The following is a 26140-nucleotide window of genomic DNA, read 5'->3' on the forward strand; positions in this document are numbered from 1 at the left end:
TCGTCAGCGGCGGCCGCCGAACTCCCACCGGTAGACCTCCGTCTGCGCGTACCGGTGCGGCGCCAGGACGGTCTGGGCGCGGGCCGGGTCCGGTGCGCGGAGGAGGGCCGCCGTGCCGAGCCAGGTGGACGCGTCGTCGGAGAGCAGCGGGCCGAAGGCGATCAGCTCGTCGTGGTCGATGCCGGACGGGAGGCCGAGGGCGGGGGCGGCGGTCGCGGGGGGCTGCTGGGGGGCCAGGCCCAGTACCAGGTAGCGGTCGTCGCCGGTCCGGCCGCCGGGGAAGTCCGCCATGGTGCGGCCCAGCAGGTTGTGCCAGCGGCGCAGCAGCACGTCCCGGTAGACGCCTGCCTGGTGGTTGGGCTCGTCGAAGGCGAAGGCGCGCGCGGCGGCCGGATCCGGCAGGCCGACGATGTGCACACTGCCGGCGAGGGTCTCGCCGTCGGCGGTGAAGGCCGGCCCGCGGGCGATCAGCTCGGCCTCGTACCGGTCCATGTAGGACCAGTGCTCCTCCGTCAGCTCCCGGCGCAGCGGGAGGGAACCGGCCCGGTCACGGTGGTAGCAGAAGAACTCCATGGCCGAGGACCCTGCCGTACCCGCGGCGGCGCCTCAACAGGATTCCCGGCGGCCGCGCCCGCGCCCCGCCGCGGGGGCGGGCGCGGTCAGGACCCGACGGCCCCGCGCAGCAGCAGGTCGATGAGGCGGCTCGCCAGTTCGCGTTGTTCCTCGCTCGCCGCCACCAGGCTGATCCCGCCGAGCGCCATCAGCACGTCACGCGCGTCGCCGTCGGACCGCGGCACCGGCACCGGCCGCCGCCCGCTGACCGCCGGGGCGTCCGCCGCGGCCGCACCGGATCACAGGACGCGCCGCAGCGCCTCCGGCGTGAGATCGGCGAGCGTCGGATACCCGTCGACGGCCATGATCAGGTCGGCCTCCGCCAGCAGGGCGCGCAGCACGTGGACCAGGCCGGGTTCACCGCCGAGGGCGAGACCGTACGCGTACGGCCGGCCGACGCCGACGGCGGTCGCGCCCAGGGCCACGGCCTTGACGACGTCCGCCCCCGTGCGCACGCCCGAGTCGAACAGCACCGGCAGCCCGTCGGCGGCCTCGACCACGACGGGCAGCGCGTCGAGGGCGGGCAGGCCGCCGTTGGCCTGCCGGCCGCCGTGGTTGGAGCAGTAGACGCCGTCCACGCCGGCGTCCTTGGCCCGGCGGACGTCCTCCGGGTGGCAGAGGCCCTTGAGGATCAGCGGCAGGCCGGTGATCGACCGCAGCCAGGGCAGGTCGTCCCAGGTGAGCGGGTTGCCGAAGACGCCGGCCCACAGGGCGACCGCGGCCTGCGGGTCGGCCTCGGGGCTCCGGCCGCCGAGCAGCGAGCGGAAGACGGGATCGCTGGTGTAGTTGGCCAGGCAGTTCCCGCGCAGCTGCGGGAAGTTGGACGTGGCCAGGTCCCGGGGACGCCAGCCGGTGATCCAGGTGTCCAGGGTGACCACGATCCCCTTGAAACCGGCCTGCTCGGCCCGGTGCACCAGGCTCTCGGCCAGCCCGCGGTCGGTGGGCGTGTAGAGCTGGAAGAGGCCCGGGGTGTCGCCGAACTCGGCGGCGACCTGCTCCAGCGGGTCGACGCTGAGCGTGGAGGCGACCATCGGCACGCCGGTACGGGCGGCCGCGCGCGCGACCGCGAGATCACCGTGACCGTCCTGCGCGCACAGCCCGATCACCCCGACCGGAGCCATGAACAGCGGGGCGGGCAGCCGCATCCCGAACAGGTCGACGGACAGATCCCGGTCCTTGGCCCCCACCAGCATGCGCGGCACCAGACCCCAGCCCTCGAACGCGTCGACGTTGGCCCGCTGGGTCCGCTCGTCGCCCGCGCCGCCCGCGACGTACGACCGCACGGAGGCGGGCATCGCGGCCTGGGCCAGGGGCTCCAGATCGTCGTACGTCATCGGGAACGGCGGCACCACCCCGCTCAGCCCGTCGAGGTAGATCTCGTTCTGGTAGTCGGCGAACGCCATGGATCCAGACCTCCTTCAGCCCCGCCCGCCGGTCGCGGGCCCGTGGGTCCACAATGGAAGAGTGACGCGGCTAAGCCCCGAAACGCAGGATTCTCGCTCCATCGGCCCGCATGCGCAGGATGCTGTCCCGGCTCTCCTGAGCGAGGACGAGCTGGCGCTGATCAACGCCCTCCAGCTGCGCCCGCGCGCCTCCTGGACCGAACTCGGCCGCGTCCTGGACGTCGACCCCGTCACCGTGGCCCGCCGCTACGAGCGGCTGCGTGAGCAGGGCACCGCCTGGGTCGGCTTCTCCCCCGGCCCGCGCCTGCTCGAACAGATCTGTGTGGCGTACGTCGTGATCGACTGCGCGCCGGGGACGACGGCCCGGGTCGCGGAGGTCCTCGGCCGGCACCCGCACCCGGTCACCATCGAACGCACCGCCACCGGCCACGACCTGCTGGCCACGGTCGCCACCCGGGACCTGTCGGCCCTGTCCCGCTACACCCTCGACCGGCTCCCGCACCTGCCCGGCATCACCGCCGTACGGTCCCGGGTGGTCACCCACATGTTCACCGAGGGCGGTCACTGGCGCATCGCGGCCCTCGCCCCCGCCCAGCGCGCCCGCCTGACGCCCCCTCCGGTCCCGTCCGCCGGCGCGCCGCGCACCGCCGGGGCCACGCCCGTCGACCGGGCGCTGATCACCCACCTCGCGCGGGACGGCCGTATCTCCTACCAGGCGCTGGCACGGCAGCTGGGCGTCAGCCTGTCCACCGCCAAGCGCCGCATCGAGCACCTCACCCGCAGCGGTCTGCTCCGCTTCCGCTGCGACTTCGCCCGTCCCCTGGGCGGCTGGCCGGTCGCCGTGACGTTCTGGGCCAAGGTGCCGCCCGCCGATCTCCCGCACGTCGGGCAGTCCGTGATCCGTCTCCCCGAGACCCGCAACTGCGCGGCGGTCAGCGGTCCCGAGAACCTCGTGCTCCAGGCCACGCTGCACTCGCTCGCCGACATCCCCCGCCTGGAGAGCCAGTTGGCCACGGCCCATCCGGCGCTGGACATCGCCGACCGGGTCGTCACGCTGCGCCAGGACAAACTCCTCGGCCGCCTCCTGGACCCCTACGGCCGCTCCACCGGCGTCGTACCGGCAGACCTGTGGGCGGAGCCGGCGCTGTGATCCGCGGTCAGCCCCGCGGCGCGGCGACGGACCTGGTCCATCCCACCGAGAGCCCCCAGGATCCGGTCGTCCTGGACGTCACGGACACGGAAACGTTTCTGTACTCGCGGTAGAGAACGCTCTCGTCGTGCTGCCCCGGGTCGCCGTCGGCGCACACGGTGGAGGAGGACACCAGAGAGCCGACCGTGACCTCGACGGTCCCGGACCCCGAGCAGACCACGCCGACCTCCAGGGTTCCCCGCCGGATGTCCGGGATCACCGGGAACACGTGGGGCCGGGTCCTGCCGCCCGCCGCGACGAACGTCCGCTGCACGTCGACGAGCTGAGGCGGAGTACGCGGGTCACCGGAGGCGGTGGGCGTGGCCGAGGGGACGGACGGAGCGGCCTGGGCCGGTGTCCCGCTCGCGGCGGGGCGGCCGGCGGCCGGTGCCGTGGCGGTGCAGCCGGTCAGCACGAGAAGGACGACCGGAACGGCGATTCCCGCTCTGCCCAAGAGTTACCCCCGTACGTACGCGGGCACGCGGCCCGTCCCCTTGTCGCGCGTAAAGTAGCAGGTGAAGGTGGAGGGGGATGCTGCCATGGGTACGTCGAACGCGCGGTGGGCCGGTCCGGGTCCGACGAGTCCCGAGGAGATGATCGCGGAGGCGCGCAAGGCGTTCTTCGTGATGTTCACGCTGCTGGCCGTCGTCTGGCTGGTCCAGCTCGCCAACGCCGCCGGCCACTACGCCCTGTCCCGGCACCACGCCGTGGTCTCCGGCGACGTGCGCACGCTCCCCGACATCCTGGTCGCGCCGCTGCTGCACTGGAACTGGGCGCACATCGAGAGCAACTCCGGCCCGCTGTTCGTCTTCGGCTTCCTCGCCGCCTACCGCGGGGTCCTGCGGTTCCTCGCGCTGACCCTGCTGATCGCGGTGAGCAGCGGTGCGGTGGTCTGGTTCTTCGAGAAGGGCGACGTGGCCACGGTCGGCGCCAGCGGCCTGATCTTCGGATACTTCGGTTACGTCGTCGTGCGCGGCCTCTTCGACCGGCACCTGATCGACACGCTGATCGGGATCGTGATGGGCGCGTCCTTCGCCTACCTGCTGACCGTGGCCGTACCCGGCACACCGGGCGTGAGCTGGCTCGGACACCTCGGCGGCCTGCTCGGCGGCCTCCTGGGAGCCTGGCTCCTCCGCAACCGCCGCCCCCGCCCCGACGACCGCACCCCCCGCCCGCTCACCGACGCCACCCCCCGACCCCGCGCCGCCCTCCACAAGGAACTCGACGACCTCGGCCTCCTCTGACGTGGCTGGGGCGCGGTCTTGAAAACCGCTGCGTTCTCGACTCCCCGCCGGCGCGACCTGCGGCAAGCCGGTCGGCAACGGGATGTCAGTACCGATTGCGGCTGAGGCCGGCAGCTCGACGGCTGCTCGATAACGTGCAGGCTGTGAATCCTGACAGTGAGGACCTGAGCCCGAGAAAGCTCGCGCCCAGCGAGGTCGACCGTCTGCGTCGGCTCGCTGAGCGGGTGCGGCAGGATCTGTCTGCCTCTGGCCTGACCGTTCACGCCACCGCCGAACACGACCCCCTGCCCTATGAAGGGGGCGGCTGGATCGAGCTAGATGACCTCGATGACGCCGGAGGGGGCGTCTGGCTTCACTGGCGGCTGCACCCTCGGGTACGGGAAGCGATTCGGGCCGCGTTCAAGCACGCGCAGGTTGATGATCCTTTCCTGAAGGTCGCCAGCCAGACCTACGCGTCCACGGTCACGGCAGTCCTCGCCACGCTGGCGGCACTTGGCTACGAGGCTGAGCGGAGCAGGGATGACTACCGCCCGCATGCCGTACGCGTGCTTGCGCACCCCGACATCCACGCGTGACGCCGATGACCACCTGATGGCCAACGAGGCTTCGTTGTCCTGGTCTTTGTCCAGTGCACCCATGGCCAGCACCGTTCGTGGACGTACGCGCACCCCGTGTGACCTGCTCCGCGAACCCAAGCGAACGCCCCCGGACGCCCGCGCGGACAGTTGGAAGGCGTGTTGGGCGCAACAGGGCCGGACCGCTGTGGCGCTGGCGCGCGACGGGGTGCAGCCGCACCGGGAGGGCACAACGAGGGCACAACGGCATCACGCGGGGTCAACGGCAGCCAACGAAGACAAACGGCATTTTCCCTGGTCAGCACCCTAGCTTGACGGCCTCCGCAGCTCATGCCCGAAGGGGCGGCACCCCCGCACAGGGTGCCGCCCCCTTCTTGCGTGCCGGGGCCGTCGTCCATCGGTCTTGAGGGTCGGGGACGGACGACGGACCCGGGGTCCGTCAGCGGTGGTCGCTGCCCTCCGACTGGGTTGCCGCGCGGCCCGCTTCCAGGCGGGCGACCGGGATGCGGAACGGGGAGCAGGAGACGTAGTCCAGGCCCACCTCGTGGAAGAAGTGGACGGACTCCGGGTCACCGCCGTGTTCGCCGCAGACGCCGAGTTTGAGGTCGGGGCGGGTGGCGCGGCCGGCCTCGGCGGCCGACCTCACCAGGGAGCCGACGCCGTCGCGGTCGATGGTCTCGAAGGGGGAGACGCCGAAGATGCCCTTCTCCAGGTACGCGGTGAAGAAGGAGGCCTCGACGTCGTCGCGGCTGAAGCCCCAGACGGTCTGGGTGAGGTCGTTGGTGCCGAAGGAGAAGAACTCGGCGGCCTCGGCGATCTGGCCGGCCGTCAGCGCGGCCCGCGGGAGTTCGATCATCGTGCCGATGGCCAGCTTGAGGCTGGTGCCCGTGGCCTGCTCGACCTCCGCGATGACCTGGTCGGCCTCCTCGCGGACGATCTCCAGCTCCTGGACGGTGCCGACGAGCGGGATCATGATCTCGGCGCGCGGGTCGCCCTTGGCGTTCCTGCGTTCGGCCGCGGCCTCGGCGATCGCGCGGACCTGCATGGTGAACAGGCCGGGGATGACCAGGCCGAGGCGTACGCCGCGCAGGCCCAGCATCGGGTTCTGCTCGTGCAGGCGGTGGACGGCTTGGAGGAGGCGGAGTTCGTTCTCGTGGGGTTCCTGGCGGGACTCCGCGAGGGCCACCCGGACCGAGAGCTCCGTGATGTCCGGGAGGAACTCGTGCAGCGGCGGGTCGAGGAGACGGACCGTCACCGGAAGGCCGTCCATCGCCGAGAAGAGTTCGACGAAGTCCTTCTTCTGGAGCGGGAGCAGGGCCTGCAGGGCCTCCTCGCGGTCCTCCTGGGTGTCCGCCAGGATCAGGCGCTCCACCAGTTCGCGGCGGTCGCCGAGGAACATGTGCTCGGTGCGGCACAGGCCGATGCCCTGGGCGCCGAAGCGGCGGGCGCGCAGCGCGTCCTCGGCGTTGTCGGCGTTGGCGCGCACCCGCAGCCGGCGCTTGCGGTCGGCGAACGCCATGATCCGGTGCACGGCCTCGACGAGTTCGCCGGCGTCCTGGGCGCCCGCGTGCATGCGGCCCTCGAAGTACTCGACGACCGGGGACGGCACGACCGGGACCTCGCCCAGGTAGACCTTGCCGGAGGAGCCGTCGATGGAGATGACGTCGCCCTCCTCGACCACCTGGCCGCCGGGGACCGTCATCCGCCGGCGCTTGGTGTCGACCTCCAGCTCCTCCGCGCCGCACACGCAGGTCTTGCCCATGCCGCGGGCGACGACGGCCGCGTGGGAGGTCTTGCCGCCGCGGGAGGTCAGGATGCCCTCCGCCGCGATCATGCCGTCGAGGTCGTCGGGGTTGGTCTCGCGGCGGACCAAGATGACCTTCTCGCCGGAGCGGGACCACTTGACGGCGGTGTACGAGTCGAAGACCGCCTTGCCGACGGCCGCGCCCGGCGAGGCCGCGATGCCCCGGCCGGCCTGCTGCGCCTTCGCCTGCTCGTCGAAGCGCGGGAACATCAGCTGCGCGAGCTGGGCGCCGGTGACGCGCTGCAGGGCCTCCGTCTCGTCGATCAGGCCCTGGTCGACCAGCTGGGTCGCGATGCGGAAGGCGGCGCCCGCGGTGCGCTTGCCGACGCGGGTCTGGAGCATCCACAGCCGGCCGCGCTCGATGGTGAACTCGATGTCGCAGAGGTCCTTGTAGTGGTTCTCCAGCGTCTCCATGATCTGCATCAGCTGGTCGTACGACTTCTTGTCGATGGTCTCCAGCTCGGCGAGGGCGACCGTGTTGCGGATGCCCGCGACGACGTCCTCGCCCTGCGCGTTCTGGAGGTAGTCGCCGTAGACGCCCTGGTGGCCGGAGGCCGGGTCGCGGGTGAAGGCGACGCCGGTGCCGGAGTCGGGGCCGAGGTTGCCGAAGACCATCGTGCAGACGTTGACCGCGGTGCCGAGGTCGCCGGGGATGCGCTCCTGGCGGCGGTAGAGCTTGGCGCGGTCGGTGTTCCAGGAGTCGAAGACCGCGCGGATGGCGAGGTCCATCTGCTCGCGCGCGTCCTGGGGGAAGTCCCGGCCGGCCTCGGCCTTGACGATCTTCTTGAACCTGGTGACCAGCTTCTTGAGGTCGGCCGCCTCCAGTTCGGTGTCGACGGTGACCTTCTTGGCGTCCTTCGCCGCGTCGAGGGCCTCCTCGAAGAGTTCGCCGTCGACGCCGAGGACGGTCTTGCCGAACATCTGGATGAGGCGGCGGTAGGAGTCCCACGCGAAGCGGTCGTCGCCGGCCTGCTTGGCGAGGCCCTGCACGGACTTGTCGGAGAGACCGATGTTCAGGACGGTGTCCATCATGCCGGGCATGGAGAATTTCGCGCCGGAACGGACGGAGACCAGGAGCGGGTCGTCGGCCTGGCCGAGCTTCTTGCCCATCCGCTGCTCCAGGGCGTCGAGGTGCGCACTCACCTCGTCACGCAGTGCCACCGGTTCCTCGCCGCTGTCGAGGTAGACCTTGCAGGCTTCCGTCGTGATCGTGAAGCCGGGGGGAACGGGGAGGCCGAGGTTGGTCATCTCGGCGAGGTTCGCGCCCTTGCCACCCAGGAGGTCCTTGAGGTCCTTGTTTCCCTCGGTGAAGTCGTAAACGAACTTCGCTACGTGGGGTTCTTTGTTTTCCGACACGGGTCTCGACTCCCTGAAGGACGCGATGGCTGCCCTGACGGCGAGGAACATACCCAGATCAAAGGCGTCTGGGTACGTCTACTCGCGTGTCATGCGCTGGTAACCGACCGTCCGCCACCGGATCGAAAGTCAAAGGTTGGCAAGCGGAGTGGCGCACATGTTTTCACTTCTTGAACGCATGACCGCTCAGGGCCGCACTACTTCGCTCACATGAGCAGGCTGGATGCACGTCTGATTTCGATCGATGAACGATCAAGGGGTGGCACCCAGTGCCACCCCTTGGAGAAGTGCAGCCGCTCAAGATCCGCTCATCTGAGCGCAACCCTTATCAAGGGTGGCGAGAATCACGCTGCCACAGACGCCGGGATTTCACCATGCGGACGAGTGACGGACGCCGGAAACGGACGGAGACCCCGCCGTCGTCGCACCGCCCCGGCCGCTCACATCCCGAGCGCCAGCAACCGCTCCTCCACCCGCTCCGGGGCGTACAGATGCTCCACGACCAGCGCCCCGGCGCCTATCACCCCGGCCCGGTCACCGAGCCGCGAGGTCACGACGTCCAGGTGGGCGGTGGAACGGGGCAGCGCGCGCTGGTACAGCAGCTCGCGCACGCCGGTGAGGAAGGACGTGCCCGCCAGATCCCCGGCGATCATCAGCACCCCCGGGTTCAGCAGGGTCACGACCGTCGCCAGGACGTCCCCGACGCGGCGTCCGGCCTCCCTGGCCAGGGCCGCCGCCTCCGGGTGGCCGGAGGCGAGCAGATCGCGCACATCCGAGCCGGAGGCCGCCGGAACCCCGGCCTCCGCCAGCCGCCGGGCCACCGCGCCGCCACTGGCGACGGCGGCGAGGCAGCCGTACGAGCCGCAGCGGCACTGCGCCTCGGCGCCGACCCGGATGTGGCCGATGTCGCCGGCGCCACCGTCGACGCCCCGGTAGATCGAGCCGTCGACCACCACTCCGGCGCCGATACCCGTGGAGACCTTCACGAGGACGAAGGCCGAGCAGTCCGGGTGGGCGGTGCGCTGTTCGCCGTACGCCATCAGGTTGGCGTCGTTGTCCACCAGGACCGGAACACCCGGCGGCGCGCCCGTGTGCTCGGTGAACGCCCGGGCCATGCGGCCGCGTATGTCGTAGCCGTCCCAGCCCGGCATCATCGGCGGCTGCACGACGCGGCCGGTCTCGGTGTCCACCGGGCCCGGCACCGCGAGGCCGATCCCGCACACCTCGTCCGGCGCGTGCCCGGTCTTCTCCAGCAACTCGGCGAACCACCGGCCGAGTCCGGTGAGCACGACGTCCGGGCCGTCCTGCACGACCAGCGTGCCCGCGTGTTCGGCCAGGATCTCGCCGGTCAGGGTGAGGACGGCGGCCCGGGCGTGGCGGGTCTCCAGGTCGGCGGCCAGCACCACGGCGTGCGCGTCGTCGAATTCGAGGGTGATCGAGGGGCGGCCGCCGAGCGGCGAGTCGACCGGGCCGCCGGCCCCCTCGCGCAGCCACCCGGCCCGGAACAGCCGGTCCAGGCGCAGGCCGACGGTCGCGCGGGAGAGTCCGGTGGCCTGCTGGAGGGCGCCGCGCGTCACGGCCCGTCCGCTGCGCACCAGCTCCAGCAGTTCGCCCGAGCTCGCCTGTCCGCCGCCCTTGCCGGTCCTGCCGGGACGTCCGGTCATGCGCACCCCCTTGTGTTTCTCAAGCTTGCATTACATATTGAGTTTTGCGTGTTAAATAGACGTAACCCTACGGTAGCCACTGCCGAACCCGGCCGGCCGGACGTCTTCGGGGAGCCCCGAGTGGATCGCACTGCCCAGCTCACAGCCCATGCGCTCGGTTCCGGGATCGCATACGATCCGCCGTCCACGCGCGCCCCCGACCCCGTCGGTCCCGGTTCGCTGCACGTCAGGGCGGCTCGGGTACTGGCCGACAACTGGACCGGCGGCTCGACGGTGCCCTCCCGCAGCCTGTATCCGCACCAGTGGTCCTGGGACTCGGCGTTCGTCGCGATCGGCCTCCGGCACCTGTCGCCGCTGCGCGCCCAGACCGAACTGGAGACGCTGCTGGCCGCCCAGTGGGCCGACGGGCGGATCCCGCACATCGTGTTCAACCCCTCCGTACCCCTCGACGCGTACTTCCCGAGCCCCGACTTCTGGCGTTCCTCGACCGCGGGCCGCGCCGCGGGCGCCCCGCGGACCGTACAGACCTCCGGGATCGTGCAGCCACCGGTGCACGCGCTGGCGGCCTGGCTGGTGCACCTCGCCGACCCCGGCCTGTCCCGGGCACGCGGCTTCCTGGCCACCGTCCATCCGCGGCTCGCCGCCTGGCACCGCTACCTGCTGCACCGGCGGGACCTCGGCGGCGGCGGTCTCGCCTCCGTCGTGCACCCCTGGGAACAGGGTATGGACAACAGCCCCTGCTGGGACACGCCCCTGGCCCGTGTCGCGCCCGCTCCGGCGCGCTCCTTCCAGCGCGCGGACCTGGACCACGGCGCCGCCGAGGACCGGCCGACGGACCTGGACTACGGGCGGTACGTACGGCTGGCCGCGGACTACCGGGACGCCGGATACGCGGACCGGCAGCGGGAGTTCGCCGTCGAGGACCCGGCGTTCAACGCGCTGCTCATCGCCTCCGAGCACGCCCTGGCCCACATCGCGCAGGAGTTGGGGGCCGCCGGTACGGCCCGGCACGCGCGCGCGGAGCGGCTGACGGCGGCCCTGGTGGAGCGGCTGTGGGACCCGGAGCGGGAGATCTTCCTCTGCCGGGACCTGCGCGGCGGCCTGATCCCCGAGCGCGGCGTCTCCGGCCTGATCCCGCTGATCGTGCCGGAGTTGCCGCGCGAGATCGCCGCCGCGCTCGTCCGGACGCTGAGCGGCCCGCACTTCGGCACCGGCACGCACCTGGTCCCCAGCTACGACCTGCTCGGCGCGGCCTTCGACCCGCACCGCTACTGGCGCGGCCCGGCCTGGGCGAACACCGGCTGGCTGCTGGAACGGGGACTGCGGCTGCACGGGGAGCGGGAGCGGGCCGACGCGCTCGGCGAGGCGGTCGTCGAGGCGGCCGACGCCACCGGGTTCGCCGAGTACGTCGACCCGTGCACGGGCGAGGCGTGCGGGGCGAGGGGGTTCAGCTGGACCGCGGCGCTCGCCCTCGACCTGCACCGCCGGCAGCACGCACCGCACCACGGACAGCAAAATCACCGACAGCTTCAAAAGATGGACAAGAGCTGACAAAGCGGGGTGCCCTCGGCAGGCGCCTCACGTTCGACCTGTTGACCAGAGGAGGGGACCGGGGATGACGGACCGACATCATCTGCTCGTGCACGGCGCGACGTTCGCCGCCGTGGACGACCGCGGAGACATCAGCGGCGTACGGGGCGGCGGCTCCCCGGACGGGTTGTTCGTACGGGACGCCCGCCACCTCAGCCGCTGGCAGCTGACGGTCGACGGAGCGCTGCCCGAGGTACTGACCCCGGTCTCCGACGGGGACGGCACCCGGTGCGTACTGGTGCCGCGCGGCGGCCGCCAGGAACCGCCCGCGTACACCGTCTTCCGCGAACAGGCCGTCGGCGACGGCTCGTTCGCCGAGTCGCTGCGGATCACCAGCAACCGCCCGGTGCCGACCGCCGTCCGGCTCGCGATCACCGCCGACGCCGACTTCACCGACCAGTTCGAACTCCGCGCCGACCACCGCACCTACACCAAGTCCGGAGCCGTGCGCTCCCGCCAGGTCCTCGCCGACGGCCTGGAGTTCGGCTACCGCCGCGGCGAGTGGCGGTCCTGTACGACGATCAGCGCCGAACCGCCGCCGGACGGCGTCGAGGAGACCGGGACCGGCGCCCGCCGCATGGTGTGGACGCTGGACCTCGCCCCGCACGGCACCACCGAGCTGGTCGTCCGCGTCATCGGGCGCCCGCACGGCGACCGGCGCGCACTGCGCGTCCCGCGCGACCCGGCCGCGCTCAACGAGCAACTTCTCGCCCTGGAGGGCGAGTTCGTCGAGGGCGTGGCCTTCCCGACGGGCTGGCCCGAGCTGGCGGCGGCCTGCGCCCGCGGCCTCTCCGACCTCGCCGCGCTCCAGGTGCCGGCCACCGGCCCGGACGGCGAGGACCTCAAGGTCCCCGCAGCGGGCGCCCCCTGGTTCCTGACCCTGCTCGGCCGCGACGCCCTGATCACCTCCCTGTTCGCCCTGCCGTACCGCCCCCGGCTGGCCGCCGCCACCCTCCCGGCGCTCGCCGCCACCCAGGCCACCGTGGCCGGCGCGCACCCGGTGGCGCAGCCCGGCAAGATCGTGCACGAGGTGCGGCACGGCGAGCTGGCGCACTTCGGGCAGGTGCCGTACGGCCGTTACTACGGTTCCGTCGACGCCACCCCGCTCTTCCTGATCCTGCTCGGCGCCTACGTGGAGCGGACCGGGGACACCGGCATGGCCCGGCGCCTGGAGCGCAACGCCCGTGCGGCCGTCGGCTGGATGCTCGACCACGGCGGGCTGACCTCGCGCGGCTACCTCGTCTACCGCGCGGACAAGGGCGGCCTCGCCAACCAGAACTGGAAGGACTCCCCCGGCGCGATCTGCTCCGCCGACGGCAGCCGGCCGGTGGGGACCGTGATGGCGGCGGGCGCGCAGGGCTACGCGTACGACGCGCTGCGCCGCACCTCCTGGCTGGCACGGACGGTGTGGGCCGACGAGACCTACGCGGCGCTCCTCGAACAGGCCGCGGCGGACCTGCGGGACCGTTTCCAGCGGGACTTCTGGATGCACGGGCCCGCCTTCCCCGCGCTGGCGCTGGACGGCGAGGGCCGCCAAGTCGACGCGCTCGCCTCGGACGCCGGGCACCTGCTGTGGTCGGGGCTGCTCGACAAGGAGTACGGCGAGGAGGTCGGGCGGCGGCTGCTGGAGCCGGACTTCTTCTCGGGGTGGGGGGTCCGGACGCTGGCCGCCGGTCAGGCGGCGTACCACCCGCTGTCGTACCACCGGGGATCGGTGTGGCCGCACGACAACGCGCTCATCGCGCTGGGGCTGGCCCGGTACGGGCTGCACGACGAGGCGCGGGCCGTGGCGCACGGGCTGGTCGACGCGGCGACGGCCGGCGGGCACCGGCTGCCGGAGGTGCTGGCCGGATACGGGCGGGACACGCATCCGGAACCGGTTCCGTATCCGCATGCGTGCGTGCGGGAGTCCAGGTCGGCGGCGGCCCCGCTGGCGCTGCTGACCGCGGTCGGCGGGGCGTAGCGTCCCCCGTGGCCCGCCGCCTCGCGTGAGGCGCGCTGTATTTGCCCCTTGTTTGCCGAAAGACCTGAACAGGGGCCTTGTGAGGGCCGTACGGAATGACGGCGGGGCCGGATCTCCTCGGCGCCGGCCCGCCGTCTCCGTTCCACGGGTCTCGCACGGAAGGACCTCCGGGTTGCCTCAGCACACGAGCATTCGCCAGTCATCGGACACGTCCTCGGGGCCGTCCGAACGCGAGGCCGCACCGGCGGAGTCCGAGGCCCCGGCGCCGGAGAGCACCGACGCGGCCGCCGGACCGGAACCGGCCGAGCCGGAAACCGCTTCGGAACCCGCTCCGGGATCCGCTCCGGGATCCGCCCCGACGTCGGACACGACGACCGCCGTTCCCGGTGCGCCGGCCGCCGATACCGCGACCGCCGCCGAATCGGCGGACGCCGAGCCCGAAACGGCGGACGTCACGCCGGGAATGGCGGACGCCACGCCCGGGACGTCCGGCGCCACGCCCGGGACGTCCAGCGCCACGCCCGGGAATGCGGAGGCCGAGCCCGAAACGGCTGAGGCCAAGTCCGAAACAGCTGAGGCCAAGTCCGGAGCAGCCGAGGCCAAGTCCGGAGCCGAGTCCCAGTCCGGAGCCGAGTCCGAGGACGGTCCGGCGGTGCCCGAGTCCGAGGCCGCCGTCTCCGAGGCCGGGGGCCGGGCCGACGCGGACACCGGTGCCGATGCCAGTGCCGTCACCGACACCGACGCCGGGGCCGACGGCGCGCGCGAGGAAAAATCCGCGGAGGACGCGCGCGGGCGGCGGCGCGGGTGGGCCGCCTGGAGCGGGCGGGTACGGGTGCGGCGGGCGGCGTGGCGGGACGCTCATCCCGGTGCCGCCGCCGCGATCTCCGTCGGGATCACCGTGCTCTGCGCCGCGCTGGTGATCGCCGCGCTGGTGATGCCGAACACCCTGGTCGGGCTCGGCCCGGCGAAGTTCCTGCGGATCCCGTCCGAGGGGATCGTCGCGGCGGCCGTCGCGCTGGCGCTGCCCCGGCGGCCCCGTGTCGTGCTGGCCGCGGTGTTCGGCGTCGTGCTCGGCGCGCTGACCCTGATCAACTTCCTCGACATGGGGTTCACCGAGTACCTCGGCCGGAGCTTCAACGCGATCCTGGACTGGAGCCTGCTCGGCGACGCGGAGTCCTACCTGGAGGACACCCTCGGAAAGACGGCCACCGTCGCCGTCAGCGTCGGCGCCGTCGTCCTCGTGGTGCTGCTGTGCGTGCTGCTCGCCCTGGCCACGGTCCGGCTGAGCAATCTGCTCGCCCGGCATCAGCGGCAGGCCACCCGGGGCACGCTGATCGCCGGTGTCGTCTGGATCACCTGCTCGTCCTTCGGCCTCCAGATCGCCGGCGGGGTGCCGCTCGCCTCCGACCGCACCGCGAACGCGCTGGAGATCAAGGCCCGTCAGGTCCGCGACACCCTGCACGACGAGGCCGAGTTCCGGAAGGTCGCCAAGGTGGACGCGTTCGGGAACACCCCGGCCGACCAACTGGTGCCCGACCTGCGCGGCAAGGACATGATCTTCACGTTCATCGAGAGCTACGGCCGCAGCGCCATCGAGGACCCGATCGAGGCGCCCGGGGTGGACAGCACCCTCGACGCCCAGACCAAGGCGCTCGCCAAGGCCGGCTTCGCCGCCAAGAGCGGATGGCTGACGTCGGCGACCTACGGCGGCAGCAGCTGGCTCGGGCACTCCACGACCATGTCGGGGCTGTGGGTGAGCAACCAGCAGCGCTACCGGACGGTCATGGCAAGCGACCACCTCAGCATCACCAAGGCCTTCCAGAAGACCGGTGACTTCGACACGGTCGGCGTGATGCCGGGCATCCAGAAGGGCTGGCCGGAACAGAGCTACTACGGCCTGGACAAGGTCTACAACGCCTTCCAGCTCGGCTACCAGGGGCCCAAGTTCAGCTGGTCGACGATGCCCGACCAGTACGCGCTCCAGCAGTTCCAGGAGCGGGTGCACAGCAAGAAGCCGGCCGACGGCAAGTCGCGGATGTCGTTCCTGATCCTGACCTCCAGCCACCAGCCGTGGGCGCCGATCCCGAAGATGGTGCCGTGGGACCAGCTGGGCGACGGGTCGGTCTTCGACGCCATCCAGAAGGCCGGCAACAAGGCCTCCGACGTCATCGCCGACACCACCAAGTCGCGCCAGGAGTACGGCAAGTCGGTCCAGTACTCGGTGACCGCGCTCTCCCAGTGGCTGCAGCGCTACGGCAACGACGACACGGTGCTGGTCTTCCTCGGCGACCACCAGCCGATCGCCCGGGTCAGCGGCAACCACGCCAGCCGTGACGTGCCGATCGCGATCGTCGCCAAGGACCCGAAGGTGCTGGACGCGATCGACTCCTGGAACTGGACCGACGGCCTGCGCCCGGCGCACGACGCCCCGGTGTGGAAGATGAGCGCCTTCCGCGACAAGTTCCTGACCGCCTACGGCTCCACCCCGCACCCGAAGACGAACTGACGCCGGGAGGAGGCACCGCCGCTCCGGACTCGCCGCCGCTCGGCGGGAAGTCGCCCTTCCCGTACAGCTCGCCCTTGGCGTGGGCCTGGGCCCCGAAGTCCGCGTCGAGACCGCTTGCGGCCTCAGCCGCCCGAGGTGTCCAGTTCCGCGTCCTCGCTGATGCCCGAGCAGTCGTAGGGGTCCTTCAGCCAGCCGTCCGGGAGGACCACGCGGTTGTTGCCGGACGTGCGGCCGCGGGGGCCGTCGGCGCCGGCCGGCCAGGGCTGGTCGAGGTCCAGTTCATCGAGGCCCGCGCGGAGTTCGGCCAGCGAGGAGGTGACGGCGAGGCGTTTGCGCATCTCGCTGCCGACCGCGAACCCCTTGAGGTACCAGGCGACGTGCTTGCGGAAGTCGACGACGCCCTTGGACTCGTCGCCGAGCCATTCGCCGAGCAGGGTGGCGTGCCGGACCATGACGTCGGCGACTTCCTTGAGCGCCGGTCGCGCGATGTCCTGCGGCCGGCCCTCGAAGGCGGCCACCAGGTCCGCGAACAGCCATGGCCGGCCCAGGCAGCCGCGGCCCACCACGACGCCGTCGCAGCCGGTCTCACGGACCATCCGCAGCGCGTCCTCGGCGGACCAGATGTCGCCGTTGCCGAGCACCGGGATCTCCGGGACGTGCTCCTTCAGGCGGGCGATGGACTCCCAGTCGGCGGTGCCGCCGTAGTGCTGGGCGGCGGTGCGGCCGTGCAGGGCGATCGAGGTGACGCCCTCCTCGACGGCGATACGGCCGGCGTCCAGGTAGGTCATGTGGTCGTCGTCGATGCCCTTGCGCATCTTCATGGTGACCGGCATGTCCCCGGCCCCGGCGACCGCCTCGCGCAGGATCGCGCGCATCAGGTTGCGCTTGTAGGGCATGGCCGCGCCGCCGCCCTTGCGGGTCACCTTGGGGACCGGGCAGCCGAAGTTCAGGTCGATGTGGTCGGCGAGACCCTCCTCCGCGATCATGCGGACGGCCTTGCCGACGGTGGCCGGGTCGACGCCGTACAGCTGGATCGAGCGCGGCTTCTCGGTCGCGTCGAAGCGGATCAGCTGCATCGTCTTCTCGTTGCGCTCGACCAGGGCCCTGGTCGTGATCATCTCGCTGACGAACAGGCCCTTGCCCCCGCTGAACTCTCGGCACAGGGTGCGGAAGGGCGCGTTGGTGATCCCGGCCATGGGGGCCAGGACGACCGGCGGCGCCACGGTGTGCGGGCCGATCTGGAGCGGGGTCGTGGACTCGGGCATTCCCCCATTGTCGCGTACGTCGCGCGGTGCTCGGCCGGCCCTGTGGACAACCGTCCCCGGACACCCTCCGTCATGATCATGTAACACTCATTAGTTAGACGCACTATCGACATGGGCGTACGATGGGATCCATGCCCGAGCTGACCCATCGCCGACGCATGCTCGTGCTCGCGATCTGCTGCATGAGCCTGCTGATCGTGAGTCTCGACACCACCGCGCTCAATGTCGGCCTGCCGTCCATGCAGCGCGAACTGCACGCCTCGACCGCCGGTCTGCAGTGGACCATCGACGCGTACACCCTGGTCCTGGCCTCGCTGCTGATGCTGGCCGGATCGACGGGCGACCGGGTCGGCCGCAAGAAGGTCTTCATGACCGGGCTGGTCGTCTTCTCGGTGGGCTCGCTGCTCTGCTCGCTGGCGCCGAACCTCGAACTGCTGATCGTCTTCCGCATGGTCCAGGCGGTCGGCGGCTCGATGCTCAACCCGGTCGCCATGTCGATCATCACCAACACCTTCACCGACCCGCGCGAGCGCGCGCGGGCGATCGGCGTGTGGGGAGCGGTCGTCGGCATATCCATGGCGGCCGGACCGCTGGTCGGCGGCCTGCTGGTGGAGTCGGTCGGCTGGCGCGCGATCTTCTGGGTCAACCTCCCGGTGGGCCTGGCCGCGCTGCTGCTGACGCTGCGCTTCGTGCCGGAGTCGCGGGCGCCGAAGGCCCGCAGGCCCGACCCGGTCGGCCAGGTGCTGGTCATCGCGCTGTTCGGGGCGCTGACGTACTCGATCATCGAGGCGCCGACGGCGAGCGCGTCCACGGTGCTGCCCTTCGCGGCGGTGGCCCTCGCCGCCCTGGCCGGCCTGCTCTTCTACGAGCCGCGGCGCGCCGAACCCCTCATCGACCTGCGGTTCTTCCGCTCCGCGCCGTTCAGCGGGGCCACCGTGATCGCGATCAGCGCGTTCGCGTCGCTCGGCGGCTTCCTGTTCCTGTCCACGCTGTACCTGCAGAACGTGCGCGGCCTGGACGCCCTGCACGCGGGCCTGTGGATGCTGCCGATGGCCGTCCCGATGTTCCTGTGCGCCCCGTTCGCCGGACGCCTGGTCGGCAGCCGGGGCCCACGGCTGCCACTGGTGATCGCCGGTGTGGCGATGACCGGGAGCGCGGTGCTGTTCGCGGCCTTCGAGGCGGAAACCTCGAACACCGCGCTGTTCCTCGGCTACGTCCTGTTCGGCATCGGCTTCGGTTTCGTGAACGCGCCGATCACCAACACGGCGGTCTCCGGGATGCCGAGGTCGCAGGCGGGCGTGGCCGCCGCGGTCGCCTCCACCAGCAGGCAGCTCGGCCAGACCCTGGGCGTCGCGGTGATCGGCGCGGTGCTGGCGTCGGGCATCGGCACGTCGTCGTACCGCGAGACGTTCGTGACCGCCGCCCGCCCCGGCTGGTGGATCCTCGCCGGCTGCGGCCTCGCGGTCCTGGTCATCGGCGCCCTGACGAACGGCCGCTGGGCCCGTACGACCGCCGAGCGCGCGGCCCACCGCCTGGAGTCGGCGGAGATCCGCCAGGTCGTGGGGGCGACGGGCGAGCGGGTCTGACCGCCAGTTGATTCTCGCCGCCGCCCGTGCCCGTGCCCGTGAGTGCCGGCGTCGGATGCCTACTGGGCGCCTGCCTTTAACTGAACGGTCGCGAACCCGGCTGAAGGAGCAGAACACCGAGACGGGCGATGGGTCCCGCCTCGCCGGCAACCTTGCTGCCGGGGGGTCTCATGACACTGGTCCGCAAGGATCACGCCGACTCGACCAGTTCGCAGGCCTCGCGGCGCGCCATGGCGCGGGAGCACCGCTTCAGGAGTGGGATCCACTACTGGTCGGGGACTGGCAGACATCCTGGTGACCCTCACGATTGTCCGCGCAGGATCTCGCGGTTACAGTTATTGCAGATGGATTTTTGGTCTGGTCAGTGATCGGAGGCGGCTGTGGCTCGTTCGAGCGTTCTTGCCCGTGCTGAGAAGGTCGAACCGAATCCTTCGCATCAGCGCGCTCTCACCGAGGCTGCCCGCATGGCACCAGAGCAGGTTCAGGTTCTGATGCGCACCTCGGACGGCAGCGAGCTGGCGCTGCCACGGGAACTGGTCCGCATCCTCCTCGCCTCCGCCGACGAGCTTTCTCGCGGGCACGCGGTCACGGTCCTGGCCTCCGAGGTTCAGCTGTCACCTGCTGAGACCGCTGAACTTCTGGGCCTGTCCCGGCCGTTCGTCACTCGCCTGCTTGATGCCGGCGACATCCCATCGACAAATCTGCCGGGAAGCAGTCACCGCGTGGTGCGCCTTGCCGATGTGCTGGCGTTCCAGCAGCGGCGTGAGCGCCGCAGGGAGGGACGGCGCCAGATCGCCGACCTGTTGGGCGATGCCGACTCGGCCAGTTGACACGGTTCCCGCCGCCAGCGGCGAGGCAAAGGGGAAAAGGTGGCACCGCGGGTCTTTGTGGACACCAACGTCCTGTTCCCGTTCTCGGTGATGGACGTGATGCTGGCTCTCACGGAGGACTCCGTTCACGAGATCGTGTGGTCCGAGCGACTCCTCGCGGAGTGGGAGCGGGTCATCGTCCGGGAGGGCAGGCGTTCAGCCGAGTCGGCTGCCGCGGTCGGCCACGCTGTTCGACGCTTCTTCGCTGACTGTGAGATCGCGGCGGCGTCCTACGAGCATCTTGTGGACGAGATGCCTGGCGACGATCCCGACGACCGGCACCATGCGGCGGCAGCGGTGGCCGCAGGTGCCGGCGCCCTGGTCACCTGGAATCTTTCCGACTTCCCTGCGGGTGACCTGGCTCGGCGCGGAGTGCGGGTGATCGACCCTGACTCGTACCTGTGCGGGCTGTACGGCGAGTTACCGGGTGAGGTGGCGGACACGGTGGTCAGGCTTGCCGGAGAGAAGCGCAACCCGCCCGTCACGCTCACTGATGCCATCGCTCGACTCGCGAAAGCCGGTCTGCCCGGCTTCGCCGACCTCCTGACGCAGCATCTCGGACACTGAATCGAGGTTCTGCGATGCCGGATCGCGGACGACTGACTGCCGACACGAAGCCAGCTCCAGGGGTTCCCAGCTCGAATGGGCACGGGTCCGGCACAGCTGCGCCGCCAAGCAGTTCGGCGAGTTCCCTTGGATCGTTCGGAGTCACTCCGTGTCGGTGACGCGGGGCCGCCTCCGCCGCCGAGTCCGTGCGTGGCAAGCGAAGGTGATGGAGGCGTCGGCACTCTCGGAACGCCGCATCAGGAGGGCGAGTGCGGCCGCTCGGGCCCCGTGGTCGGGGTCAGCAGGAGTGGAGCATGCGTTGGTGGCGGGTTCGTACTGCCTGGGCGAGCGTGCCCAGGGCCAGGGACTGGAGTAACGCCGATATGGCGAGTACCGCGGCGAAGGACCATGTCGGGCCGGTCGTCGTGCCCCATGCCGTGCGGCCCAGGGCCGCGACGAGCGGGAAGGACGGGAAGGTGACCAGGGGCGGCCAGAGCCAGGCGAAGTCCTGTTCGGGGCCTTCGGCGGCGGCCGGGGAGTCGGCCGCCGCCTTGGCGACGACCACGGCGACCACGGCGAGGTAGGCCACCGAGACCCGGTTGGTGAGCGTCAGTCGGACAAGGGTGCGCGCAGGGCCGGTCGTCATCGGTGTCCCCCCGGGGCCGGTCGTCGGTTCGGCTTCGTCCCTGCATCGTCTGCCGACGGCGGCGCGCTGTCCTGAGTACCCGTACTCAGTCCCGTTCGGCGGCGACCGCCAGCGCGTGGAGCTGTTCCAGCCGCTGCCGGGACTCGTCGTCCGTCGGCGTGTAGGTGACCAGGCGCGCACCGGTCTCGCGGGTCAGCCACAGGTCGGTGTGGTCCAGGGAGAGGAAACCGACGTACGGGTTGAGGAACTGCTTGGTTCGGGTGCGCAGGTCCACCACCTCATAGCGCTCCCAGTTCGCGCGGAACTCAGGGGACTCCGTGGTCAGCCGCTTGACCAGCATCTTCCAGGCGGGCTCGGCGAGATGGCCGGCCATCGAGGCACGGAGTTTGGCGGCCATCAGACGGCGGGTCTCCTCCAGGTTCACGATCGACCTGCGCCAGTCGGGGTTGGTGTAGACGAGGATCATGCAGTTGCGGTCCTCGGGCGGTACCGCTTCGAGGTCGCCCATCAGGCGGCCGTAGGTCCGGTTGTGGGCGAGGATGTCGTAGCGGCTGTTCTGGATGGTGGCCGGGAAGGGTTCCAGGGCGCGCAGCATCTGGTGCAGCGCCGGGGTGACGCCGGTGCAGTGGGCGGCCGGGGTCGGGTCGGCGGCGCCGGCCAGCTGGAAGAGGTGGGCGCGTTCGCTGGCGTCCAGCAGGAGGGTGCGCGCCAGGGCGTCCAGGACCTGCACGGAGACCTGGATGTCGCGGGCCTGTTCGAGCCAGGTGTACCAGGTGACGCCGACCGCGGAGAGCTGCGCGACCTCCTCGCGGCGCAGGCCGGGCGTGCGGCGGCGGGTGCCGTGCGGCAGGCCGACCTGCTCCGGGGTGATCCGCTCGCGACGGCTGCGCAGGAACACGGCCAGTTCGCTGCGCCGGACGCCGACGGCGCTGCGGGCCGCCGAGGCCGCCGAATCCGCCGGGACCGGCGTCGTCGTGCGAACCGGAACCGTGTCGTGCGCCGAGGTCGTCATGGTTCCAGCCTGCCGCGTCGCGGATCCTGTTGCCAGGTACTTCTTCTACCAGGACAAGAAGACTCTGGTACCCCTCTGAGCGCCGGAGCAGGCTCGGGGTCATGACCGAAACCGTCACCACGGCGGCCGTGCGCCCGCCGTCCGCGCCACCCGCGCTCGGCGGGCCGGGGCTGTTCACCGTCCTGCTGGCCGCGGCCCTGCCGCTCGTCGACTTCTTCATCGTCAACGTCGCCCTGCCCACCATCGGAACCGACCTGCACGCGAGCGAGGCGGTCCTGGAGCTCGTCGTCGCCGGGTACGGCGTCGCCTACGCCGTCCTGCTCGTGCTCGGCGGGCGGCTCGGCGACCTGTTCGGCCGCCGCCGGCTCTTCCTCGCCGGCATGGCCGCGTTCGGGCTGACCTCGCTGGCCTGCGGACTCGCGCCCGGCGCCTGGTCGCTGGTGGCCGCCCGGGTCGCCCAGGGCGCCGCCGCGGCCGCGATGCTCCCCCAGGTCCTCGCCACCATCCAGGCCGCGACCAGCGGCGGCCGCCGTGCCAAGGCCATGAGCCTGTACGGCGCCACCGCCGGCCTGTCGATGGTCGCCGGGCAGATCCTCGGCGGCGTGCTCGTGGCCGCCGACATCGCCGGCACCGGCTGGCGCGCCGTGTTCCTCGTCAACGTGCCGGTCGTCGCCGTCGGGCTGGTGCTCGGGGCGCGGCTCGTGCCGGAGACGCGGTCGCAGCGGCCCGAGCCCGTCGACGGGCCCGGCACCGTGCTGCTCGCCCTCTCCCTGCTGACCCTGCTCGCCCCGCTCACGGAGGGCCGGGCGGCGGGCTGGCCGCTGTGGACCTGGCTGTCGCTGGCCGCGTTCCCGGCGGTGGCCTGCGCGTTCTACGCCGTGGAGCGCCGCGCCGACCGGGCCGGCCGGACCCCGCTGGTCCCGCCGAGTCTGTTCGCCCTCGCCTCGCTGCGGCGGGGTCTGGTGCTCATGGTGCCGTTCTCCGTCGGCTTCAGCGGGTTCATGTTCGTGATCGCCGTGGCCCTGCAGAGCGGGGAGGGTCTGGGCCCGGTCCCGGCGGGGCTGGCCCTCGCGCCGATGGCCGTCGCCTTCCTGTTCGTGTCCCTGGCCGGGCCGCGGCTGATCGCGCGGTACGGCAGCCGGGTGGTGACGGCGGGATCGGTGCTCCAGGGGATCGGCGTCGTCCTGATCGTGCTGGCCGTCCGGCGGGACTGGCCGCACCTGGACTTCGCCGGGCTGCTGCCCGGGGTCGCGGTCGCCGGTGCGGGGCAGGCGCTGCAGTTGCCGAATGTGCTGCGGCTGGTGATGTCGGAGGTGCCGGTGGGGCGGGCGGGGGTGGGGAGCGGGGTGATGGTCACCACGCAGCAGTCGGCGTTGGCGTTGGGTGTGGCGACGCTCGGGACGCTGTTCCTGTCCCTGGTTCCGCATCACGGGTTCCGGGATGCGCTGGTCGTGGCGCTGTTGGTGCAGTTGGGGCTGGTGGTGGTGACGGGGGTGTTGAGTTTGCGGTTGCCGCGTGCGGTGGGGTGAGCCGTGGGTGGGTGGATGGGGGTGAGGCTGGGGGCGGTGCGTGTCGGTCGGGTGCGGTGCCGACGTGGCCGGTCGCGCAGTTCCCCCGCGCCCCTACCAAGCCGGGCTGAGCACGTGTGCCCGGTGCCGCGCCGTCGTGGCCGGTCGCGCAGTTCCCCGCGCCCCAATCAAGCCGGGCTGAGCACGTGTCCCCGGTGCAGCGCCGTCGTGGCCCGTCACGCAGTTCCCCGCGCCCCTTCGGGGCTCGGCCGGGCCTCGGGGTGCGTGGTTGTGGGCGCTCCTTCTGGAGGGTCAGGGGGTTGTCGTGTGGGGGAGTTCGAACCAGACGATCTTGCCTGTGCCCAGGCGGGTGGTGCCCCAGCGGCGGGCCAGGCGGTTGACCAGGAACAGGCCCCGGCCGTGCTCCTCCTCCGGTGAGGCCCGGCGCGGCCGGGGCAGTTGCGGGACGTCGTCGCCGACCTCGCAGCGCACCACGTCGGTGCGCAGCAGCCGCAGGGTGATCGGCCGGGAGGCGTGCCGTACCGCGTTGGTGACGATCTCGCTGACCAGGAGTTCGGCGGTGTCGCTGAGGTCGTCGAGGCCCCAGCCGGCCAGGGCCTGGCGGGTGAGCCGGCGGGCCCGGCCGGGGCTGCCGACCTCCGGTTCGAGGGTCCAGTAGGCGACGTCGCTGGGCGCGATGCCGTCGAAGCGGGCGGCGAGCAGGGCGATGTCGTCGTCACGGTCGCCGGGGCCGAGCATGTCGAGGACCTCGTCGCACAGCGCCTCCAGGGGAGGCGGCCGGTCGGGGCCGGTCAGCTGGGCGGTGGCGGCGAGGCGTTCCCGCAGCTGCTCGATGCCGGTCCACACGTCGCGCAGCCGGGACTCGACCAGGCCGTCGGTGTACAGGAGCAGGGTCGCCCCGGCGGGCGCGTCCAGTTCGACGGCCTCGAAGTCGATGCCGCCGACGCCGATCGGGGCGCCGGGCGGCACCGCGAGGACCTCCGTCTTGCCGCCGGGGTGCAGCAGGATCGGCGGCGGATGGCCGGCGTTGGCGACGGTGATGCGGTGCGAGACCGGGTCGTAGACGACGTACAGGCAGGTCGCCATGCGGTCGGTGCCCAGGCGCTGGGCCTGCTCGTCGAGGTGGTGCAGCACCTCCTGCGGGGGCAGGTCGAGGCCGGCCAGGGTCAGCGCGGTGGTGCGCAGCTGGCCCATCACGGCGGCGGAGGTCATGGAGTGCCCCATGACGTCCCCGACGACGAGGGCCACCCGGCTGCCGGGCAGCGGGATCGCGTCGTACCAGTCGCCGCCGACACGGGCCGTCTCGGCGGCGGGCAGGTAGCGGACGGCCAGCCGGACGCCGGTGGGCCGGGGCAGGGAGTGCGGCAGCATCGCGCGCTGCAGCCGGTCGGCGATGAAGGCCTCGCGGCTGTAGAGGACCGCCTTGTCGACGCCGAGCGCGGTGTGGGTGGCCAGCTGGGCGGCGACCAGCAGATCGGCGGGTTCGAAGGCGGGACGTTCCGGGCGGCGCAGGAAGACCACCGCACCGGTGACGCGGCGGCGGCCGCGCAGCGGGGCGAGGATCGCGTGCATGCCGGACCAGCCGTTCAACGCGCTGTCCTCGCCGACGAGTTCACTCAGCGCGGTGCGGGTGGCCCGGTCGTCGGCGAAGACCGGCCGGACCCCGCGCAGCACCTCGGCGAGCGCGCCGCCGGGCACCACCTCGCTCCAGTCGCCGGCGTCCAGGTCGTCCTGCTCGTCGTCGACGGCCTCGGCGGGCCAGACCAGGCCCTCGGCGCCGGGGCCCTTGATCCGGTCGGTGCGGCGCAGCCGCAGCACGGCCGGTCCCGCGGGGCGTTCGTCCCCGACCGGGAGCGGGTCGCGCAGGTAGACGAGGGCCGCGTCCGCGTAGGTCGGTACGGCGGCCCGGCACAGGCCGAGCACGATCTCGTCGGTGTCGAAGCCGCGGGCGATCCGGCGGGTGGCGGCGCCGACGTAGCGCAGCCGGTCCTCGTCGGGCGCTCTGGGGGCGGCGGGGCGGGTGCGCGGGGCTTCGGTGTCCTCGCTCACGCCGAGCGCGGCCAGCGCCGCCAGCGTGTCGGCGAGGGCGATGTCGTCCGCCACGAAGTCCTCCCGGTCCATGCGCCGCAGGAACACCGCGAGACCCACGACGGCGTCGGGTGCGCGCAGCGGGGCGAGCAGGATCCTGTTGCCCCGCGGGAGGCGGGAGGCGGTCCCGAGGAGTTCACCGAGGGCCTCCTCCACGTCGTCGGTGTCCCTGCCGCGCGCCCGTCCGCAGCGCAGGAACGCGGCGAGCGCTCCGCCGGACGGGGCCTGGACGACGGCCGGGGGCGCGCCGCCCATCAGGCCGCCGAGTTCGGCCGGCGGGCCCTCCAGCAGCAGGCGTGGCGGGCCGTCCGGGTCCTGTCCCCGGTCGGCGAGGTAGACGAACATGCCGTCCGCCAGATCGGGAACGGTCGACAGGCGCAGTTCCCCGACGACCTGGGACGCGCCCTCGGCGCGAGCGATCCGGCGGCCGGACACGGCAAGGAAACGTTGTGGATCCGGCAGCATCGCCTCTCCGTGCCGGTGGCCGCTTCAGCATAGGTCGCTCTCATCTTGAGCCTTGGTCAATGCCGTGTCCAGGGTTTCCGCCGGTACACCAAGTCGGGCTCGGGGCGGCCGGGTTGGCACGAGGGCCGGGATGTACACCGGGAGGGGCCCCTCCAGCGGCGAAAACCCGGCCGGCCGGACACGGCTTGGCCAACTCGCTGTGAAGAAATCCCTGTTGATGTTGGTGAT

General features: G+C 72.1%; 21 protein-coding genes. 10 read left to right on the forward strand and 11 right to left on the reverse strand.

Translation table 11 applies throughout. The features are described 5' to 3' along the window. Nucleotides 1-3: 3 nt before the first annotated feature. The 3 genes from ACIRQ9_RS12535 to ACIRQ9_RS12545 all read right to left on the reverse strand — a co-directional run bounded on the left by ACIRQ9_RS12535 (nucleotide 4) and on the right by ACIRQ9_RS12545 (nucleotide 2015). Nucleotides 4-573 (reverse strand): YciI family protein, encoded by a 570-nt coding sequence (locus ACIRQ9_RS12535; protein WP_404170643.1) that lies wholly within the window; start codon nucleotides 571-573, stop codon nucleotides 4-6. An 86-nt stretch (nucleotides 574-659) separates the two neighbouring features. Further along, the gene (locus ACIRQ9_RS12540; protein WP_404170646.1) at nucleotides 660-803 is read right to left on the reverse strand and encodes a hypothetical protein; all 144 of its coding nucleotides are present in this window, start codon (nucleotides 801-803) and stop codon (nucleotides 660-662) included. Between the two features lie 48 nt (nucleotides 804-851). After that, nucleotides 852-2015 carry an alpha-hydroxy-acid oxidizing protein gene (locus ACIRQ9_RS12545; RefSeq protein ID WP_404170649.1) on the reverse strand — a complete coding sequence of 388 codons (1164 nt, stop codon included), beginning with the start codon at nucleotides 2013-2015 and terminating at the stop codon, nucleotides 852-854. A 61-nt stretch (nucleotides 2016-2076) separates the two neighbouring features. On the opposite strand from ACIRQ9_RS12545, the gene ACIRQ9_RS12550 reads away from it, so the two are divergent. After that, nucleotides 2077-3165, forward strand: coding sequence for an Lrp/AsnC family transcriptional regulator (locus ACIRQ9_RS12550; protein ID WP_404170652.1), 1089 nt, complete (start codon nucleotides 2077-2079; stop codon nucleotides 3163-3165). Between the two features lie 7 nt (nucleotides 3166-3172). On the opposite strand, the gene ACIRQ9_RS12555 is transcribed toward ACIRQ9_RS12550, so the two are convergent. Beyond that, a complete protein-coding gene (locus tag ACIRQ9_RS12555) occupies nucleotides 3173-3658 on the reverse strand; it encodes a hypothetical protein (RefSeq protein WP_404170655.1) in 486 nt (161 codons plus the stop codon). Nucleotides 3659-3743: 85 nt separating this feature from the next. On the opposite strand from ACIRQ9_RS12555, the gene ACIRQ9_RS12560 reads away from it, so the two are divergent. After that, a complete protein-coding gene (locus tag ACIRQ9_RS12560; RefSeq protein ID WP_404170658.1) occupies nucleotides 3744-4448 on the forward strand; it encodes a rhomboid family intramembrane serine protease in 705 nt (234 codons plus the stop codon). A gap of 143 nt (nucleotides 4449-4591) precedes the next feature. Further along, the gene (locus ACIRQ9_RS12565) at nucleotides 4592-5023 is read left to right on the forward strand and encodes a hypothetical protein (RefSeq protein WP_404170661.1); all 432 of its coding nucleotides are present in this window, start codon (nucleotides 4592-4594) and stop codon (nucleotides 5021-5023) included. A 439-nt stretch (nucleotides 5024-5462) separates the two neighbouring features. On the opposite strand, the gene ppdK is transcribed toward ACIRQ9_RS12565, so the two are convergent. Together ppdK and ACIRQ9_RS12575 are read right to left on the reverse strand one after the other, a co-directional pair. Beyond that, nucleotides 5463-8183 (reverse strand): pyruvate, phosphate dikinase, encoded by a 2721-nt coding sequence (gene ppdK, locus ACIRQ9_RS12570; RefSeq protein WP_404170663.1) that lies wholly within the window; start codon nucleotides 8181-8183, stop codon nucleotides 5463-5465. 440 nt (nucleotides 8184-8623) lie between these two features. Next, nucleotides 8624-9847: an ROK family protein gene (locus ACIRQ9_RS12575; protein ID WP_404170666.1), complete on the reverse strand. Its 1224-nt coding sequence runs from the start codon at nucleotides 9845-9847 to the stop codon at nucleotides 8624-8626. Nucleotides 9848-9967: 120 nt separating this feature from the next. On the opposite strand from ACIRQ9_RS12575, the gene ACIRQ9_RS12580 reads away from it, so the two are divergent. Further along, a complete protein-coding gene (locus ACIRQ9_RS12580) occupies nucleotides 9968-11398 on the forward strand; it encodes an MGH1-like glycoside hydrolase domain-containing protein (RefSeq protein WP_404170669.1) in 1431 nt (476 codons plus the stop codon). 64 nt (nucleotides 11399-11462) lie between these two features. Then, nucleotides 11463-13400: a glycogen debranching N-terminal domain-containing protein gene (locus ACIRQ9_RS12585; protein WP_404170672.1), complete on the forward strand. Its 1938-nt coding sequence runs from the start codon at nucleotides 11463-11465 to the stop codon at nucleotides 13398-13400. A 177-nt stretch (nucleotides 13401-13577) separates the two neighbouring features. Here ACIRQ9_RS12585 and ACIRQ9_RS12590 read toward each other — a convergent pair whose 3' ends face one another. Then, nucleotides 13578-13919 carry a hypothetical protein gene (locus tag ACIRQ9_RS12590; protein WP_404170675.1) on the reverse strand — a complete coding sequence of 114 codons (342 nt, stop codon included), beginning with the start codon at nucleotides 13917-13919 and terminating at the stop codon, nucleotides 13578-13580. Nucleotides 13920-14334: 415 nt separating this feature from the next. Between ACIRQ9_RS12590 and ACIRQ9_RS12595 the strand changes: the two genes are divergently transcribed. Continuing rightward, nucleotides 14335-15906 (forward strand): sulfatase-like hydrolase/transferase, encoded by a 1572-nt coding sequence (locus tag ACIRQ9_RS12595; RefSeq protein WP_404170925.1) that lies wholly within the window; start codon nucleotides 14335-14337, stop codon nucleotides 15904-15906. A gap of 122 nt (nucleotides 15907-16028) precedes the next feature. On the opposite strand, the gene dusB is transcribed toward ACIRQ9_RS12595, so the two are convergent. Then, nucleotides 16029-17171: a tRNA dihydrouridine synthase DusB gene (gene dusB / locus ACIRQ9_RS12600; protein WP_404170678.1), complete on the reverse strand. Its 1143-nt coding sequence runs from the start codon at nucleotides 17169-17171 to the stop codon at nucleotides 16029-16031. Nucleotides 17172-17302: 131 nt separating this feature from the next. On the opposite strand from dusB, the gene ACIRQ9_RS12605 reads away from it, so the two are divergent. The 3 genes from ACIRQ9_RS12605 to ACIRQ9_RS12615 all read left to right on the forward strand — a co-directional run bounded on the left by ACIRQ9_RS12605 (nucleotide 17303) and on the right by ACIRQ9_RS12615 (nucleotide 20193). Continuing rightward, the gene (locus ACIRQ9_RS12605) at nucleotides 17303-18757 is read left to right on the forward strand and encodes an MFS transporter (protein ID WP_404170681.1); all 1455 of its coding nucleotides are present in this window, start codon (nucleotides 17303-17305) and stop codon (nucleotides 18755-18757) included. Between the two features lie 464 nt (nucleotides 18758-19221). Next, nucleotides 19222-19587 carry a helix-turn-helix domain-containing protein gene (locus ACIRQ9_RS12610; RefSeq protein WP_404170683.1) on the forward strand — a complete coding sequence of 122 codons (366 nt, stop codon included), beginning with the start codon at nucleotides 19222-19224 and terminating at the stop codon, nucleotides 19585-19587. 57 nt (nucleotides 19588-19644) lie between these two features. Next, complete coding sequence (locus tag ACIRQ9_RS12615) at nucleotides 19645-20193, forward strand: PIN domain-containing protein (protein ID WP_404170686.1); 549 nt, start codon at nucleotides 19645-19647, stop codon at nucleotides 20191-20193. A 277-nt stretch (nucleotides 20194-20470) separates the two neighbouring features. On the opposite strand, the gene ACIRQ9_RS12620 is transcribed toward ACIRQ9_RS12615, so the two are convergent. Further along, a complete protein-coding gene (locus ACIRQ9_RS12620; RefSeq protein WP_404170689.1) occupies nucleotides 20471-20818 on the reverse strand; it encodes an SCO4225 family membrane protein in 348 nt (115 codons plus the stop codon). A gap of 85 nt (nucleotides 20819-20903) precedes the next feature. Next, on the reverse strand, nucleotides 20904-21830 hold the full coding sequence (locus tag ACIRQ9_RS12625) for a helix-turn-helix transcriptional regulator (protein ID WP_404170692.1): 927 nt from the start codon (nucleotides 21828-21830) through the stop codon (nucleotides 20904-20906). Nucleotides 21831-21931: 101 nt separating this feature from the next. Here ACIRQ9_RS12625 and ACIRQ9_RS12630 point away from each other — a divergent pair, with 101 nt between their 5' ends. After that, the gene (locus tag ACIRQ9_RS12630; protein ID WP_404170695.1) at nucleotides 21932-23359 is read left to right on the forward strand and encodes an MFS transporter; all 1428 of its coding nucleotides are present in this window, start codon (nucleotides 21932-21934) and stop codon (nucleotides 23357-23359) included. A 291-nt stretch (nucleotides 23360-23650) separates the two neighbouring features. Here ACIRQ9_RS12630 and ACIRQ9_RS12635 read toward each other — a convergent pair whose 3' ends face one another. After that, nucleotides 23651-25480 carry a SpoIIE family protein phosphatase gene (locus tag ACIRQ9_RS12635; RefSeq protein ID WP_404170928.1) on the reverse strand — a complete coding sequence of 610 codons (1830 nt, stop codon included), beginning with the start codon at nucleotides 25478-25480 and terminating at the stop codon, nucleotides 23651-23653. Nucleotides 25481-26140: the final 660 nt, after the last annotated feature.

This window comes from Streptomyces sp. NPDC101237, from assembly GCF_044767465.1.
In the GTDB taxonomy this organism is placed as follows: domain Bacteria; phylum Actinomycetota; class Actinomycetes; order Streptomycetales; family Streptomycetaceae; genus Streptomyces; species Streptomyces gramineus.

What these genes read in the sequence shown, in the direction of transcription:
- ACIRQ9_RS12535 (WP_404170643.1), bottom strand. Translation starts at nt 573, where the DNA reads ATGGAGTTCTTCTGCTACCACCGTGACCGGGCCGGTTCCCTCCCGCTG.
- ACIRQ9_RS12545 (WP_404170649.1), bottom strand. Translation starts at nt 2,015, where the DNA reads ATGGCGTTCGCCGACTACCAGAACGAGATCTACCTCGACGGGCTGAGC.
- ACIRQ9_RS12560 (WP_404170658.1), top strand. Translation starts at nt 3,744, where the DNA reads ATGGGTACGTCGAACGCGCGGTGGGCCGGTCCGGGTCCGACGAGTCCC.
- ACIRQ9_RS12575 (WP_404170666.1), bottom strand. Translation starts at nt 9,847, where the DNA reads ATGACCGGACGTCCCGGCAGGACCGGCAAGGGCGGCGGACAGGCGAGC.
- ACIRQ9_RS12585 (WP_404170672.1), top strand. Translation starts at nt 11,463, where the DNA reads ATGACGGACCGACATCATCTGCTCGTGCACGGCGCGACGTTCGCCGCC.
- ACIRQ9_RS12595 (WP_404170925.1), top strand. Translation starts at nt 14,335, where the DNA reads ATGCCGAACACCCTGGTCGGGCTCGGCCCGGCGAAGTTCCTGCGGATC.
- dusB (WP_404170678.1), bottom strand. Translation starts at nt 17,171, where the DNA reads ATGCCCGAGTCCACGACCCCGCTCCAGATCGGCCCGCACACCGTGGCG.
- ACIRQ9_RS12605 (WP_404170681.1), top strand. Translation starts at nt 17,303, where the DNA reads ATGCCCGAGCTGACCCATCGCCGACGCATGCTCGTGCTCGCGATCTGC.
- ACIRQ9_RS12610 (WP_404170683.1), top strand. Translation starts at nt 19,222, where the DNA reads ATGGCACCAGAGCAGGTTCAGGTTCTGATGCGCACCTCGGACGGCAGC.
- ACIRQ9_RS12620 (WP_404170689.1), bottom strand. Translation starts at nt 20,818, where the DNA reads ATGACGACCGGCCCTGCGCGCACCCTTGTCCGACTGACGCTCACCAAC.
- ACIRQ9_RS12625 (WP_404170692.1), bottom strand. Translation starts at nt 21,830, where the DNA reads ATGACGACCTCGGCGCACGACACGGTTCCGGTTCGCACGACGACGCCG.
- ACIRQ9_RS12630 (WP_404170695.1), top strand. Translation starts at nt 21,932, where the DNA reads ATGACCGAAACCGTCACCACGGCGGCCGTGCGCCCGCCGTCCGCGCCA.
- ACIRQ9_RS12635 (WP_404170928.1), bottom strand. Translation starts at nt 25,480, where the DNA reads ATGGACCGGGAGGACTTCGTGGCGGACGACATCGCCCTCGCCGACACG.